This window comes from Mesorhizobium sp. M1406 (assembly GCF_040317555.1).
Classification (GTDB): Bacteria; Pseudomonadota; Alphaproteobacteria; order Rhizobiales; family Rhizobiaceae; genus Mesorhizobium.
On sequence record NZ_JAMYKW010000001.1, the window covers coordinates 269,524 to 285,085 of the forward strand.

Annotated in this window: 13 protein-coding genes; 12 read left to right on the forward strand and 1 reads right to left on the reverse strand. The window is 61.6% G+C overall.

Annotation, left to right across the window (positions count from 1 at the left end):
* Positions 1-31 precede the first annotated feature (31 nt).
* The 9 genes from pstS to NKH03_RS01415 all read left to right on the forward strand — a co-directional run bounded on the left by pstS (position 32) and on the right by NKH03_RS01415 (position 10,520).
* A complete protein-coding gene (gene pstS / locus NKH03_RS01375; protein ID WP_352871901.1) occupies positions 32-1,087 on the forward strand; it encodes a phosphate ABC transporter substrate-binding protein PstS in 1,056 nt (351 codons plus the stop codon).
* Between the two features lie 65 nt (positions 1,088-1,152).
* Positions 1,153-2,136, forward strand: a complete 984-nt coding sequence (pstC, locus tag NKH03_RS01380; protein WP_352871899.1) for a phosphate ABC transporter permease subunit PstC — start codon at positions 1,153-1,155, stop codon at positions 2,134-2,136.
* 3 nt (positions 2,137-2,139) lie between these two features.
* The gene (gene pstA / locus NKH03_RS01385) at positions 2,140-2,991 is read left to right on the forward strand and encodes a phosphate ABC transporter permease PstA (protein WP_352633396.1); all 852 of its coding nucleotides are present in this window, start codon (positions 2,140-2,142) and stop codon (positions 2,989-2,991) included.
* Complete coding sequence (pstB, locus tag NKH03_RS01390) at positions 2,988-3,791, forward strand: phosphate ABC transporter ATP-binding protein PstB (RefSeq protein WP_352879239.1); 804 nt, start codon at positions 2,988-2,990, stop codon at positions 3,789-3,791. Before pstA ends, pstB begins: the two co-directional genes overlap by 4 nt.
* Before the next feature lie 25 nt (positions 3,792-3,816).
* Positions 3,817-4,524 (forward strand): phosphate signaling complex protein PhoU, encoded by a 708-nt coding sequence (gene phoU, locus NKH03_RS01395; protein WP_023757396.1) that lies wholly within the window; start codon positions 3,817-3,819, stop codon positions 4,522-4,524.
* Between the two features lie 19 nt (positions 4,525-4,543).
* Positions 4,544-5,233 (forward strand): phosphate regulon transcriptional regulator PhoB, encoded by a 690-nt coding sequence (gene phoB, locus NKH03_RS01400; RefSeq protein ID WP_010911896.1) that lies wholly within the window; start codon positions 4,544-4,546, stop codon positions 5,231-5,233.
* Positions 5,234-5,970: 737 nt separating this feature from the next.
* Positions 5,971-7,395 carry an endo-1,3-1,4-beta-glycanase EglC gene (gene eglC / locus NKH03_RS01405; RefSeq protein WP_352871894.1) on the forward strand — a complete coding sequence of 475 codons (1,425 nt, stop codon included), beginning with the start codon at positions 5,971-5,973 and terminating at the stop codon, positions 7,393-7,395.
* A 44-nt stretch (positions 7,396-7,439) separates the two neighbouring features.
* On the forward strand, positions 7,440-9,197 hold the full coding sequence (locus tag NKH03_RS01410; protein WP_352966801.1) for a type I secretion system permease/ATPase: 1,758 nt from the start codon (positions 7,440-7,442) through the stop codon (positions 9,195-9,197).
* Between the two features lie 3 nt (positions 9,198-9,200).
* Positions 9,201-10,520 (forward strand): HlyD family type I secretion periplasmic adaptor subunit, encoded by a 1,320-nt coding sequence (locus NKH03_RS01415; RefSeq protein ID WP_352966802.1) that lies wholly within the window; start codon positions 9,201-9,203, stop codon positions 10,518-10,520.
* Positions 10,521-10,636: 116 nt separating this feature from the next.
* On the opposite strand, the gene NKH03_RS01420 is transcribed toward NKH03_RS01415, so the two are convergent.
* Entirely contained in the window at positions 10,637-11,881 is a 1,245-nt protein-coding gene (locus tag NKH03_RS01420) for an ROK family protein (protein WP_352966803.1), read from the reverse strand.
* Positions 11,882-12,152: 271 nt separating this feature from the next.
* Here NKH03_RS01420 and xylF point away from each other — a divergent pair, with 271 nt between their 5' ends.
* The 3 genes from xylF to NKH03_RS01435 all read left to right on the forward strand — a co-directional run bounded on the left by xylF (position 12,153) and on the right by NKH03_RS01435 (position 15,483).
* Positions 12,153-13,193, forward strand: coding sequence for a D-xylose ABC transporter substrate-binding protein (gene xylF / locus NKH03_RS01425; protein WP_352486460.1), 1,041 nt, complete (start codon positions 12,153-12,155; stop codon positions 13,191-13,193).
* Between the two features lie 144 nt (positions 13,194-13,337).
* Positions 13,338-14,669 carry a sugar ABC transporter permease gene (locus tag NKH03_RS01430; protein ID WP_352879227.1) on the forward strand — a complete coding sequence of 444 codons (1,332 nt, stop codon included), beginning with the start codon at positions 13,338-13,340 and terminating at the stop codon, positions 14,667-14,669.
* Between the two features lie 13 nt (positions 14,670-14,682).
* Positions 14,683-15,483, forward strand: coding sequence for an ATP-binding cassette domain-containing protein (locus tag NKH03_RS01435; protein ID WP_352966804.1), 801 nt, complete (start codon positions 14,683-14,685; stop codon positions 15,481-15,483).
* Positions 15,484-15,562: the final 79 nt, after the last annotated feature.

Genomic DNA, 15,562 nt, shown 5'->3' on the forward strand with positions numbered 1-15,562 from the left:
AGAGACCATCTTCCGAACAGGAGCAGGCCACATGAGACATTTCATCCGCTCGGCGGCCGTTGCGATCGCAATGGCTACGGCGTCCACTTTCACCCTTTCCGCGGCAATGGCAGCTGATCTTTCCGGCGCCGGCTCGACCTTCATCTATCCGGTGTTCGCCAAATGGGCCGACACCTACAAGAAAGACACCGGCGTCGGCCTCAATTACCAGTCGATCGGTTCGGGCGGCGGCATCAAGCAGGTCATCGCCAAGACCGTGACCTTCGGCGCCACCGATAAGCCGATGTCCGATGCCGACCTGGAAAAGAACGGCCTCGTGCAGTTCCCGATGGTGATGGGCGGCATCGTGCCGATCGTCAACCTGACCGGCATCAAGCCGGGCGAACTGGTTCTTGACGGCGCGACCCTGGCCCAGATCTACCTCGGCGCCATCACCACCTGGGATGATGCTGCGATCAAGGCGCTGAACCCGACCCTGACCCTGCCGTCCACCGCGATCGCCGTCGTGCATCGCTCGGACGGGTCGGGCACGACCTTCAACTTCACCAACTATCTGGTCAAGCTGTCGCCCGACTGGAAGGACAAGGTCGGTTCGGATACAGCCGTCGAATGGCCTACGGGCGTAGGCGCCAAGGGCAGCGAAGGCGTCGCCAATACCGTCAAGCAGACCGACGGCAGCATCGGCTACGTCGAGTATGCCTATGCCAAGCAGAACAGCCTTTCCTACTCCAAGCTGGTGAATGCCGCCGGCAAGGTCGTCGAGCCGTCGCTCGAATCCTTCGGTGCGGCTGCTTCGAATGCCGATTTCAAAGGCGCGAAGAACTTCAACGTCATCATCACCAACGAACCCGGCGACACCAGCTGGCCGATCGCTGCTTCGACCTGGGTGCTGATCCACAAGGTTCCCGACGATGCCGCCGCCACCGGTGAAGCGCTGAAGTTCTTTGCCTGGGCCTACAAGGACGGCAAGGAAACCGCCAAGGCGCTCGACTATGTCTCGATCCCCGACAGCGTCGTCGACCTGATCAAGACCTCCTGGAAGGCCGACATCCAGGCCGACGGGAAGCCCGTCTACGCAGGCGAGTAATAACCTTTGAAGGAGCGCCGCGGCGCGGCGCTCCTTTTTCCTCAACTCAAAGAGCCGAGCTTCACATGAGCGCTGTCCAGGAAGCCTTGCCAGCCATTCGAGGTTCGCGCGATGCGATCGTCAGACGATTCGCGCTGACCGACGCAATCTTCCACGGGATGACCCGGGCCGCCGCCATATTGGTGCTGGTCCTGCTTGGCGGCGTCGCGATCTCGCTGTTTGCCGGATCCTGGCAAGCCCTGTCGACCTTCGGCTTCTCTTTCCTGACCAGCGAAAGCTGGAATCCGGTGACGGAGAAGTTCGGCGCGCTGGCACCGATCTACGGCACCATCATCACGTCGGCCATCGCCATCCTGATTGCCGTGCCGCTCGGCATCGGAATTGCCATCTTTCTCACCGAGCTTTGCCCACGCCCGTTGCGGCGGCCGATCGGCATGGCGGTGGAACTGCTGGCCGGCATCCCCTCGATCATTTACGGCATCTGGGGCCTGTTCGTGCTGGCGCCGTTCCTGCAGACGATCGTGCAGCCGTTCATCATCGGCGTGTTCCACGGCATTCCCGGCCTCGGCAGCCTGTTTGCCGGTCCGCCCTATGGCATCGGCCTGCTGACCTCGTCGCTGATCCTGGCCATCATGGTGCTGCCCTTCATCACCTCGATCACCAAGGACGTCTTCGACACGGTGCCACCGGTGCTGAAGGAATCCGCCTACGGCATCGGCTGCACGACCTGGGAAGTGACCCGCCGCGTCGTCATTCCCTACACAAGGATCGGCATCATGGGCGGCGTCATGCTCGGCCTCGGCCGCGCGCTCGGCGAAACCATGGCGGTGACCTTCGTCATCGGCAACGCGCACCGCATCTCGACCTCGCTGTTCGCGCCGGCAACGACGATCTCCGCGACCATCGCCAATGAATTCACCGAAGCCGTCGGCGACCTCTACACGTCTTCGCTGGTGGCGCTCGGCCTGATCCTGTTCGTCATCACCTTCCTGATCCTTGCCATCGCCCGCTACATGCTGATGCGCATCGACGCCCGCACCGGAGCCTGACCGATGTCGACAGCCACATCGCTTCACCAGAGCCGCAAGAGGAAGAATGCCGTGATGATGACCTTGTGCGTCACTGCGGCGGGCATCGGACTTGCCTGGCTGGCGCTCATCCTCGGCGCGCTGGTCTACAAGGGCGCCGCCGGCCTGTCCCTTGACGTCTTCACGCAGATGACGCCGCCTCCCGGCGACGCCGGCGGCCTGCTCAACGCCATCTATGGCAGCGTGGTGATGACGATCATCGCCGTCATCGTAGGCACGCCGATCGGAGTACTGGCCGGCACCTACATGGCCGAATACGGTCGCTTTTCCAAGCTGACCACCGTGGTGCGTTTCATCAACGACATCCTGCTGTCGGCGCCGTCGATCATCATCGGCCTGTTCGTCTACGAACTGATGGTGCGGCCGATGGGGCATTTCTCGGCAATCGCCGGTGCTGTCGCGCTCGCCATCCTCGTCATTCCGGTTGTGGTGCGCACCACCGAAGACATGCTCAATTTGGTGCCGAACGCCTTGCGCGAAGCCGGCACCGCGATCGGCGCGCCGCGCTGGGTGGTCATCAAGTCGGTCGCCTACCGCGCCGCGCTTTCCGGCATTGTCACCGGCATATTGCTGTCGATCGCCCGTATCTCCGGCGAGACGGCACCACTGCTCTTCACGGCGCTCAACAACCAGTTCTGGTCGAGCAATCTCAACGCGCCGATGGCCAGCCTGCCTGTCACCATCTTCCAATTCGCTCTCAGCCCTTACGAGGAATGGCAGCAACTGGCCTGGACCGGCGCACTTATCATCACATTGACGGTTCTCGCGCTCAGCATCGTTGCGCGCAGCCTGACCGGACGCAGAGAGGACAAATGAGCCAGATGTTGTCTCCAGACATGACGATCGCCGCCGAGGCCACCGCCAAGGCCAAGATCGAGGTCAAGAACCTCAATTTCTACTACGGCCAATCGAAGGCGCTGAAGGACATCACGCTGTCCTTGCCGGAGCGCAGCGTCACCGCCTTCATCGGGCCTTCGGGCTGCGGGAAGTCGACGCTGCTGCGCGTCTTCAACCGCATCTATGAGCTTTATCCCAGGCAGACGGCCGAAGGTCAGGTGCTGCTCGACGGCCAGAACGTTCTTGACCGCTCGCAGGACCTCAACCTGCTGCGCACCAAGATCGGCATGGTGTTCCAGAAGCCGACGCCATTTCCGATGTCGATCTATGAAAACATCGCTTTCGGCATCAGGCTCTACGAGAAGCTGAGCAAATCCGAGATGGACGGCCGCGTCGAGCAGGCGCTGAAGCGCGCGGCACTCTGGACCGAGGTCAAGGACAAGCTCGACGCCAGCGGCCTCAGCCTCTCAGGCGGCCAGCAGCAGCGACTCTGCATCGCCCGTACCGTGGCGGTGAAGCCGGAAGTCATCCTGCTCGACGAGCCCGCCTCGGCGCTCGATCCGCTGTCGACCGCCAAGATCGAGGAGCTGATCGACGAGTTGCAAGCCGACTACACGATCGTCATCGTCACCCACAACATGCAGCAGGCGGCGCGCGTGTCGAAGCAGACGGCCTTCATGTATCTGGGCGAGCTGGTCGAGTTCGACCGCACCGAGAAGATCTTCACGTCGCCCCGCGAGAAGCGCACGCAGGACTACATCACCGGCCGCTTCGGCTGAGCTCAGGCATACGAGGAACAGGATCATGAGCGAACACACAGTCGCTTCTTTCGACGAGGATCTCGGTCAGATCAGCAAACTGATCAGCGACATGGGCGATCTCGCCAGCTCGATGGTCGGCGGTGCGACCAAGGCGCTGTTGAATTCCGACAACGCCTTGGCACAGCGCGTCGTCTCTGACGACGCGATCATGGACGCGCGCCAGCGGGAGCTCGACGACCGCGCCATCACGCTGATCGCCAAGCGGCAGCCGATGGCCGACGATCTGCGCCATGTCGTCGGTTCGATCCGCATGGCCGGCGATCTCGAACGCATCGGCGACCTTGCCAAGAACATCGCCAAGCGCGTCGGCACTGTCGGCCTCAGCGTTACGCCGCGCGACCTTTCGCACTCGATCGATGGAATGGCACAGCTGGTGCTGATCCAGGTGCAGGGCGTCATCGAGGAATATGCGGCGCGTGACGCCGCCGCGCTGGCGAAACTGCGTGCCGACGACGAACGCATCGACGTCAAATACACCTCCGTGTTCCGCGAACTTCTCACCTATATGATGGAAGACCCGCGCAACATCACCGCGTGCACGCATCTTTTGTTCTGCGCCAAGAATCTCGAGCGCATCGGCGACCACGTCACCAACATCGCGGAAAATGCCTATTATGTTTTGACCGGCACGCAGCTGCCGGCCAATCGTCCGAAGCAGGACGAGACGACAATGTCCGCGCCGGCGGCATGACGATAGGGGTGACCAGCCGATGATCGCGCCACGCATCATGGTGGTGGAGGACGAGGAGCCGCTAGGCGTGCTGCTCCGTTATAATCTGGAGTCCGAGGGCTATCAGGTCGAGGTGGTGACGCGCGGCGACGAGGCCGAGATCCGGCTGCAGGAGAACGTTCCCGACCTTCTGGTGCTCGACTGGATGGTGCCGGCGGTTTCCGGCATCGAACTCTGCCGGCGCCTGCGAATGCGCCCCGAGACCGAGCGGCTGCCGATCATCATGCTGACCGCGCGCGGCGAGGAGAGCGACCGCGTGCGCGGCCTCTCGACCGGCGCCGACGACTATCTGGTCAAGCCTTTCTCGACGCCGGAGTTCATGGCCAGGGTCAAGGCGCTGCTGCGCCGTGCCAAGCCGGAAGTGCTGTCCAGCGTGCTGAAGGTCGGCGACATCGTGCTCGATCGAGAATCGCACCGGGTCTATCGCAAGAAGAGCGAGATCCGGCTCGGGCCGACAGAATTCCGCCTGCTCGAATTCATGATGCGCCATCCCGGCCGCGTGTTCTCGCGCAGCCAGCTGCTCGACAATGTCTGGGGCGAGACGATCTACATCGACGAACGCACGGTGGACGTGCATGTCGGCCGGCTGCGCAAGGCGGTCAACAACGGCCGCATGCCCGACGTCATCCGCACCATTCGAGGTGCAGGCTACGCGATCAGGGAAGATTAATTCCCATCCCATCCCGATAAATCGGAACCCAGGTTCAAGCTCGGTCAGCAGGCGGTCGCCAACGGCCGCGAAGGGTGGAATGTTGCATTCGTCTCATCGGTGGAGAACGAGCATGTGGCGCACAGGAGCGGTCATCCCATCAGTTTTCGAATGACCGCATTTGGGCCAAGGCGACAGGCGGCTTCTGGCATCCAAAAAGCGATGGCGGACATTCAAGCAGGCGGGATTGAAATCTTTAACCGACCCTTCGCGGTCGTTGCCCGGTCGCAGCGAAACGTCCGCAGCGGAGTGAGCCATGCTGGAATTGATTGTGCGTGGCTAACTGGTCGGTCCCCTCACAACTCGATTGCTCTGCGATCTCTCAAACTGCTGTTGTGTCCGGCTGGCCGCGGGAAGAACGGTTCGCGATTAGTCGGTCATAATCGCCATTTTGCCCGTAAAACTCTGCCCTCCAAATCGTGCTCCTTCTAGCGAGGATTGAACTAATGCATTTATCTATATCCGTCAAAGCACGCGACTTTCACATAAATATAGAATTTTATTAAAATTACATTTTTGACGGAGGACGGATTCCTTCTCTTTATTCAGTGTATGTGCGCCGAATGGTCAATATTATCTCGGATCGGATGACGATTCCCTGGAACTATTTCATCCGTTGCAACGTTGCTTGGGAAGCAGTCGCTGGGACTCGTATCGAATGATTTCACCAGGTCGGATACCATGAGGAAGGATTTCTGATGAGCACCGTCGTAAACGCCAAAGGCATCCCTCTTCCCTACACCGGCGCTTCCACTCATTGGTTCTCGGCCACTGGGTCTGGACCGGAACTGCATGGCACCTCCGGCAACGACTCCTTCTGGGGAGACACCGGCGTCAAGGTCACGATCTACGGTGGCGCCGGCGACGACTACTATCACCTCTATTCCACCAACAATAAGGTGGTCGAGGATCCTGGGGCAGGAATCGACACGATCGACACATGGATGAGCTACAAGCTCCCCGACAATTTCGAGAACCTCGTCGTTACCGGCGCCAATCGATATGCGTTCGGAAATGCGTTGGACAACATCATCAAGGGCGGGTCGGGTCATCAGACGCTGGATGGCGGCAAGGGCGACGATGTCCTGATCGGCGGAGACGGCGCCGACACTTTCGCCATCTCTAAAGGAAATGGAAGTGATCTTATCTTCGATTTCGGTGCGACCGATACGGTCCGCCTTAACGGCTATGACTTCACTTCGTTCGATGCCGTCCGTTCACAGATGGTTCAGGTGGAATCGAACGTGATGCTGAACCTCGGATCCGACGAGATCCTGGTGTTCAAGAATACGACCATCGACAAGTTGCAGCCCACCCAGTTCGAGCTGCCGATAGACAAGTCCGGAATGACGCTGTCCTTCTCCGACGAATTTAACACGCTGAGCCTTCGGAACGGACAGGACGGCACCTGGAATTCCAATTTCTGGTGGGGAGCGCCGAACGGCAGCACATTGAGCAGCAATGGCGAGTTGCAATGGTATGTCGACGCCAATTATGGCCCGACGAGTTCCGTCCACCCGTTCAGCGTTGAAAACGGCGTCCTCACCATCACCGCGGCGCAGGCGCCGGAGGACATCAAGCCTCTGATCAACAATTACGAATACACCTCGGGGATCCTGACGACGCACGACACCTTCGCGCAAGCCTATGGCTATTTCGAAATGCGGGCGGACCTGCCCGAAACAGCCGGAGCATGGCCGGCCTTCTGGCTGCTTCCGGAAGACGGATCGTGGCCGCCGGAGCTGGACGTTGTCGAAACGCGCGGCCAGGACCTGAACACGCTCTACATGACGGCGCATACCAATGAGACGGGAGCGCACACGAAGGTTTCGTCCACGGTGAACGTTGCGGACACCGACGGTTTCCACACCTATGGCCTGCTCTGGACGAAGGATGAGCTTGTCTGGACCTACGATGGTGTAAAGGTCGCCCAAGCGGCAACGCCGTCCGACATGCACGACCCCATGTACATATTGGCAAATCTCGCGGTGGGCGGCATTGCCGGCCAGCCTCCTGACCATCTGGCGACGCCGGCGGAGATGAAAATCGACTACATCCGCGCCTATACGCTGGACGACCTGCAGCACCACCCCTTGGACATCGCGGCCGACCATTCGGTCTAAGCGACGCCCTCACGTTGGGGCCATGAGCCGTTGGGAGCGCGGGAATGATTGCACAGTCTGGTCTGCGGGCAGTCTTGAGGCGCGCCATCGTAGATGTCGGTGTTTTCTCGTTCCTCATCAACATCCTGCTATTGGTGATCCCCCTCTATCTCTTGCAGGTCTATGACCGCGTCCTGCCGTCCTCCAGCGTCGAGACGCTTTTCTACCTCTCTGCTATCGCGGTTCTCGCGCTCGCCTTTCTCGGTCTCCTCGATACGGTCCGCTCCGTTTACACACAGCGCGTTGCAGCCACGGTCGACAACAGATTGGGCGCGAGGACATTCGCCGTCTCGCTTGAGGCTAAGTACGCCGGCGGCGCAGCTCTGTCTCCACTGCGCGACCTTGCCTCGGTATGCGCCTTCATCAGGTCACGCGGCGCGGCGGTCTTGTTCGACCTGCCGTTCGCTCCGTTCTTCCTCGCCCTGCTGTACCTCATCCATCCTTTTCTGTTTTGGCTTACGCTGACAGGAGTTGCGCTGTTGCTTGCGCTGGTCGTGGCAAATCAGCTTGCCGTCGGCAGGAACGACGCTTTGTCCGCGGAACGTTCGGCTGTCGCCAGCCTGTCGGAGCAGGCCTTTGCCCGCAGCGCGGAGACGCTGCTCGCCATGGGCATGGTCCAAAACGCCGCGCGCGTCTGGGGTAGGCACGTGGCGGAGGCGCTAATTCTTCATGACCGTTCGTCCATGGCCAACGCGATTTTCAGCGGAACGTCGCGAGCCGTACGCATGATGCTTCAGCTGGCGATACTGGGTGTCGGAGCATGGCTCGTGCTGCAAGGGAAGATGACGGCCGGGATGATCTTCGCGTCTTCCCTGGTGTCGTCCCGCGCGCTGCAGCCGCTCGACCAACTGATCGGTTCATGGCGCCAGATCGTCGACGCCAGACGATCGTGGAAGCGGTTGGACAAGGCGCTTTCCGCCCATCCGGCACAAACGCAAAAACTGACATTGCCGGATCCGTCGGGCGAAATCGTCGTGCAGGACCTGATCTTTGTCGCGCCGAACGCCACGCCCGGCACCGAACCCATCATCAAGAGACTGAACTTCCACATCGGCGCCGGCGAAGCGGTTGCGATAATAGGTCCAAGCGGAGCCGGCAAGTCCACCCTGGCAAGATTGCTTGTCGGTGCGATCCAAGCGACCAGCGGCTGCATCAGGATCAACGGCGCCGACCTCAGAACCTGGAACGAGAAGCAGCTTGGCCGTCATATCGGATACCTCGCTCAGGAGGTGGAACTCTTTCCCGGATCGATCGCGGAAAATGTCGCCCGCTTTGAACCCGATGCAAGTGACACCTCGATCGTCGAAGCGGCAAAGAATGCCCAGGCGCATGAGCTGATATTGGAGCAGCGAGACGGCTATCAGACCAAAATAGGTCCGTCGGACAGAACACTGTCGGGCGGCGTACGCCAAAGGATCGGGCTGGCGCGCGCCTTCTACGGCAATCCGCGTATTCTGGTTCTAGACGAGCCCAGTTCCCATCTCGACGGCAGCGGCGAAGCCGCGCTCGAAGAAGTGCTTGCCGCCGCGAAAGCGGCGGGCGTTACGACAATCCTGATAACGCACCGCCCTTCGATCGCCGCGGCCTGCGACCGCGTGATGCTTCTGCGCGGTGGAGTGATCGAAGCCTTCGGTCCAAGCGGCGACGTATTGCGGCGGTCGATTGCCGGTAACGGCCTTCCCCCACAGCGCGACACGGTGGTGACAGGGTCTTTTGCCACGACGATCCGCAGCACCCCTCATAGCGTCCGCTTTGGATCCTAGAAGATGGCAGCACAGAGTCTTGTCTGGGAAGGCAAAGCACGCACCGACATCCGGCGGGTGGCATTCGCCGGATACGCGGCAATAGCAATATTGGTGGGTTGCCTTGGCTATTGGGCGGTCAGTGCACCGTTGTCCGGAGCGGTGATCACGCAAGGCACGATCTCGGCGACGGGCGGCAACATTCTCATTCAGCATCCCGAAGGCGGCATCATCCAGGAATTGCTGGTTCATGAAGGTGATCGCGTGCAACAGGCCCAGGATCTGATCATACTGGATCGAACAGCCGCGCAAGCCGAGCTCAACCGACTGGCGAGACAGTCTGTCGCGCTCAAGGCCAGCGCCTCGCGGCTGGAGGCGGAGCGCGACGGACTGGACCGGCTTGCGCCAATCGCGGAGGCTGCGCCACCACCGTTCCAGCACGATTTCGAGACTCTGGTTCAAGAACAGCAGAAGGAATTCAACGCCAGGCTCGCCCGGTTTCGATCGGAACAATCGATCCTCAGGCAACGGGTTGCCATGCATCGCCAGTCGGTCGTGGGATTGCAGGCCCAGAAACAGGCCATTCAGCAACAGGCCGAAGTCGTGAAGAAAGAACTCGGCATCAAGACCGGCCTGTTGGACAAAGGCCTCACCAATCGCACCGAATATTCGCAGCTTTTGCGCAGCGAGGCCGATCTCGTCGGGCAGGCAGGGGCGCTGGAGGCAAATCTTGCATCGGCCAACACCGAGATCGTCGAAGCCCAGGAGCAGATCGAGCGCCTGACCACGCAACGCGTGGAGGAAGCCCTGACGAAGCTCGACGAGGTGCATTCTTCGCTGGCCGACATTGACGAACAGATGCGCGCATCCGAGGCAGTGCTGCGGCGGACGACGATCAAGGCACCGGCAGCGGGCATCGTGGTGTCGTCCACCTACAATGCCAAGGGCAGCGTGATTGCCCCAGGCGAAAAGATCATGGAGATCCTGCCTACGGCATCGGGCCTGATAGTCGATGCACGGCTGCCGCCGAAAGACATCGATCAGGTTCGTATCGGCCAGCCGGCAAAATTGCGATTGTCCGCGTTGAACATGCGGCTCACCCCTGAGATTTCAGCCATCGTGACCCAAGTTTCCGCGGACCGGCTCATCGACGAGGCTACGCATGAACCCTATTTTCGTGCCAAGCTGAAGATTGCCGCCGACCTGCCGCCCGGCGTGAAAGCGGAGCAGCTTTACCCCGGAATGTCGGTAGAGGCGTTCATCAGAACTGGCGACCGGACTTTCTTCGAGTATCTCGCACGGCCGATGCTTGATTCCTTCGCTCGCGCTTTCACCGAGCGGTAGATGTTGCGGGCCGCGCAATCACCAGGGCTGGGTATGAGAGTTCAACCGAGGGCGTGCGAACTTCCGCTCAGGGTCGAACTCGGTCGTTTAGAATGATTGGTTTTTGACCCTGGTCCTCACGCAACGCTCTTTCCGACGCTCCCTCTCGTCTGCGCGCCGGGTGCAAAAATCTCCTGGTCGACAAAGGTCAGCGCGCGCATCGCGCAGCCTTCGCGGATCAGCGGCAGTTCGTTCGGCTCGGTGTCGAAGGAGATCGATTCCGAGTGCTGGCCGCCGGCGGTCTGGGAAATGGCCTGCCGCAATGCAGGCTCGATCAAGTCGAAGGCGGCGGCACTGACGCCGACCATGGCAACGGGCGCCGGATCGATCAGCGCGAACAAGCTGCCGAGACCGTAGCCGAGCGCTTCACCGGCCTTGCGATAGGCCTCGCGCTCGGGCCCATCCCTTTCGCGTGCCGCGGTTGCCAGGGCCCGCATGTCGGCGTCGCTGACATCGGCGACTGGTTCCGCGTCTTCGCCCATCTGCCTTGCATTGCGCCAGATGGCGTAGTTGCCGGCATAGGCCTCGACGCAGCCGCGCCGCCCGCAGCGACACAGCGCACCGTTTGGCTGATGGATCATGTGGCCGAACTCGCCGCCCGAGGAATGGGTGCCGGTAAACAGCTCGCCTTTCAGCACAAGGCCCATGCCGATGCCGTGCGACAGCAGGATGGCGATGAAATCGTCGCGGTAGCGATCGGGATCGCGCCAGCGCAGCGCGATCGCCATCATGTTGCAGTCGTTCTCCATGGTGGCGGGGATGCCGAACTCGGCTTCGAGTATGTCGGCGAAGGCGATGTCGGTGTGCGGGGTGATCGGCGACCACAGCATTGCGCGGGCACGGGTGTCGGTGATGCCCTGGATTGCCAACGCGATGCGGGCGACGCTGCGCACGTCGAGGTCCGGGTCTTCGAAGCGGCGCCGCACGATTGCCATGCATTCGCCGATCAGCGCGTCGCGCGGCATTGTCAGCGTGTCCAGCCGACGCTGTTCCTCCGATATCACCTGGCCGGCGTAGTCGATGACGGCGACGGAGAGAAAATTCAGCGACAGCACCACGGTCATCACCGTCGCGGCTTCCGGATTGAGGCTGAGGCCGACCTGCGGCCGGCCGCGTTTGAGCGAAGCGGCCTCGCTTGGCTTGCTTTCGGCCAGGATGCCTTCGCCGATCAGGTCGGAGGAGATCGCCGATATGGTCGAGTGGCTTAGGCCCGTGGTCGCGGCGATCTCGGTACGTGACGGCTGTCCGGCTCGGCGTACGGCGGCGATCACCATCGCCCGGTTGCGCCGGCGCAAATCGTCGTGGCGGATTCCGACCGACATGTCCTCTTCAAGTCCTCCCGGTCGCCGCGGTTCTCCGTACCCCTCGAACGCTGTCGGCAACGCAGCCAAATACTGGCAGAAGCTGTCCACTCTGTCATTTATTTATTCCGGAGCTCGAAAAAAATTCGCGAGCACCTCAAAATCCATCAGAATCGATGTTGACAGCGTTCGGGCGTTGGATCAGTATTTTTTCGAGGCTCGAAAAAATAGAGCCTCTGTGCCGGCCTTCGGGTCAGTTTGGTCGCGCCATACGCGGCGCAGGGAGGATAATATGAAAAGATTCACAGCCGCCATCCTGGCGGGTGTCGCCATGTCACTGACGCTCGCGTCGGTCGCGCAGGCGAAGGACAAGGTCATCGGGGTTTCGTGGTCCAACTTCCAGGAAGAACGCTGGAAGACCGACGAGGCCGCCATGAAGACGGCGATCGAGGCTGCCGGCGACAAGTATATCTCCGCCGACGCGCAGTCCAATCCCGGCAAGCAGCTGACCGATGTCGAGAGCCTGATCTCGCAGGGCGCCAATTCGCTGATCATCCTGGCGCAGGATGCCTCGGCTATCGGCCCGGCGGTGCAGAAGGCGCTGGACGAAGGCATTCCAGTCGTCGGCTATGACCGACTGATCGAGAACAAGGACGTCTTCTACCTGACCTTCGACAACAAGGAAGTCGGCCGCATGCAGGCCCGCGAAGTGTTCAAGGTCAAGCCGGAAGGCAACTATGTCTTCATCAAGGGTTCGGGCGCCGATCCGAATGCCGACTTCCTGTTCGCCGGCTCGATGGAAGTGCTCAAGGAAGCCATCGACAGCGGCAAGATCAAGAATGTCGGCGAGGCCTATACGGACGGCTGGCTGCCCGCCAACGCCCAGAAGAACATGGAACAGTTCCTGACCGCCAACGACAACAAGGTCGATGCCGTGGTTGCGGCCAATGACGGCACCGCCGGCGGCGTCGTCGCGGCGCTGACGGCTCAAGGGTTGGCCGGTACCGTGCCGGTCTCGGGTCAGGACGGCGACCATGCAGCACTCAACCGCATCGCACTCGGCACTCAGACCGTGTCGGTGTGGAAGGATGCGCGCGAACTCGGCAAGAATGCCGCCGAGATCGCCTCGCAGCTGGCCGACGGCAAGAAGACGGGCGACATTGCAGGCGCCAAGGACTTCACGACGCCGGGCGGCAACACCGTCAAGTCGCTGTTCCTGACCCCGGTTGCCATCACCAAGGACAATCTCAACGTCGTCATCGACGCCGGCTGGATCAAGAAGGACGAAGTCTGCGCGGGCGTCGCCGCCGGCACCGTCGCGGCCTGCAACTAAAACTGGGATCTTTCTGCATTCTCAACGCCGCGGCCCAAAAGCCGCGGCGTTTTCTCAAAAAGATTTGTGTTTCCGCATCACGCGGATAGCTTCTAGGCTGGTTCCGGTATTCGCGTCAGACGGCCCGCCGGTTGGGAGAAAATCATGACCGACACGACGTCCAACCTACCTGCTGCAAATACCCCCGCAGACCAGGCCCGTGCGTCCGAACTGAGCACTGTCGGACGCTTTCTCAAGGCAACCGAACTCGATACGCGCATGCTTGGCATGGTCGGTGCGTTGCTGGTCATCTGGGTTGGTATTCACATCCTGTCGGGCGGACTGTTCCTGACGCCGCGCAATCTCTGGAACCTGTCGGTGCAGACCTCCTCGGTCGCGATCATGGCAACTGGCATGGTGCTGGTCATCGTCATGCGCAACATCGACCTTTCGGTCGGTTCCGTCGAAGGCGTGATCGGTATGATCATGGGCGTGGCGCAAGCCGAATTCCTCATTCGCGTCATCGGCTTCCAGCTTGGAAATCCCTGGCTCTGGATCGTCGCCCTGGCCGCCGGCGTGGTGCTCGGTCTTGTGATCGGCGCCTTCCAGGGCTTCATCATCGCCTATCTCGAAGTTCCTGCCTTCATTGTGACGCTGGGCGGTCTGTTGGTCTGGCGCGGCATGGCATGGCTGATCACCAACGGGCGCACGGTCGCGCCGCTTGACGCTACGTTCCAGCTGATGGGCGGCGGGCCGCGGGGCTCCGTCGGCGCCACCGCCAGCTGGATCATCGGCATCGTCGCTTGCGTGGCTGTCGCTTTCGCGCTGCTGAACGGCCGGTCGCAGCGCAAGCGGTTCAACTTTCCGCTGCGACCCGTCTGGGCGGAAACCTTCCTCGGTGTGGTCACCTGCGCTGCCATCCTTGGAGCCGTCTGGATCGCCAATTCCTATCCGTGGCCAATCGGCATCGTGCGCCAGTATGCGCAGCAGAACGGCATCACCATTCCCGAGGGCGGGCTGTTCATCGCCCACGGCATCGCCATACCGGTGCTGATGGCGGTCGCGGTCGGCATCGTCATGACCTTCATCACCAAGCGCACCCGTTTCGGCCGCTATGTCTTTGCCATCGGCGGCAATCCGGAGGCCGCCAATCTCGCCGGCATCAACACGCGCTGGGTGACCATGAAGGTGTTCATGATCATGGGCGTGCTGGCAGCGATCAGCGCGGCGATCTCGTCGGCCCGCCTCAACGCGGCGACCAATGCGCTGGGCACGTTGGACGAGTTGCTGGTGATCGCCGCCGCCGTCATCGGCGGCACCTCGCTTGCCGGTGGCTCCGGAACGGTGCTCGGCGCCATGCTCGGCGCGCTGCTGATGCAGTCGCTGCAGTCCGGCATGGTGCTGCTTGGCATCGACTCGCCGCTGCAGAGCATCGTCGTCGGCGCCGTGCTCGTCGTCGCGGTCTGGCTCGATACCGTCTATCGCAAGCGCGTCTAGGGAGGACAAGATCATGGCAGACAAGACCGCTCCCACCGGCACCGCGCTGATCGACATGCGCAACGTCTCGATCGCCTTTGGCGGCATTCGCGCCGTCGACGACGCCTCGATCGATCTTTTCCCCGGCGAGGTCGTGGCGCTGCTCGGCCACAATGGCGCCGGCAAGTCGACATTGATCAAGATCCTGTCCGGCGCCTACAAGCGCGATGCGGGCCAGATCTTCGTCAATGGCGAGGAGGCAGCTATCTCCAATCCGCGCGACGCCAAGAGATACGGCATCGAGACGATCTACCAGACGCTGGCGTTGGCCGACAATGTCGACGCCGCCGCCAATCTGTTCCTCGGCCGCGAGCTGATGACCGCCTGGGGCACGCTCGACGACGTTGCCATGGAGGCGGAGGCGCGCAAGGTGATGGGCCGGCTCAATCCGCGCTTCCAGCGCTTCAAGGAGCCGGTGATCAAGCTGTCGGGCGGCCAGCGGCAGTCGGTGGCGATCGCGCGCGCGATCCTGTTCAACGCGAGGATCCTGATCATGGACGAGCCGACGGCGGCGCTTGGCCCGCAGGAAACGGCGCAGGTCGGCGACCTGGTCAAGCAGCTCAAGTCCGACGGCATCGGCATCTTCCTGATCAGCCACGACATCCATGATGTGTTCGAACTTGCCGACCGGGTCTGCGTCATGAAGAACGGCCAGGTGGTCGGCACCGCCCGCACCAATGACGTGACCCAGGACGAGGTGCTCGGCATGATCATTCTGGGCAAATGCCCGCCAGGCGCGATCCCCGGACCGGGCGCGCTGAAGATCGCCGCTTGAGGCCTGCCGGTAGCGGTGCCAGCTGGCTGGACGAATATGCCGGGTCTCGGACCATCTGATGTGCCAGCCGTCAGGATGG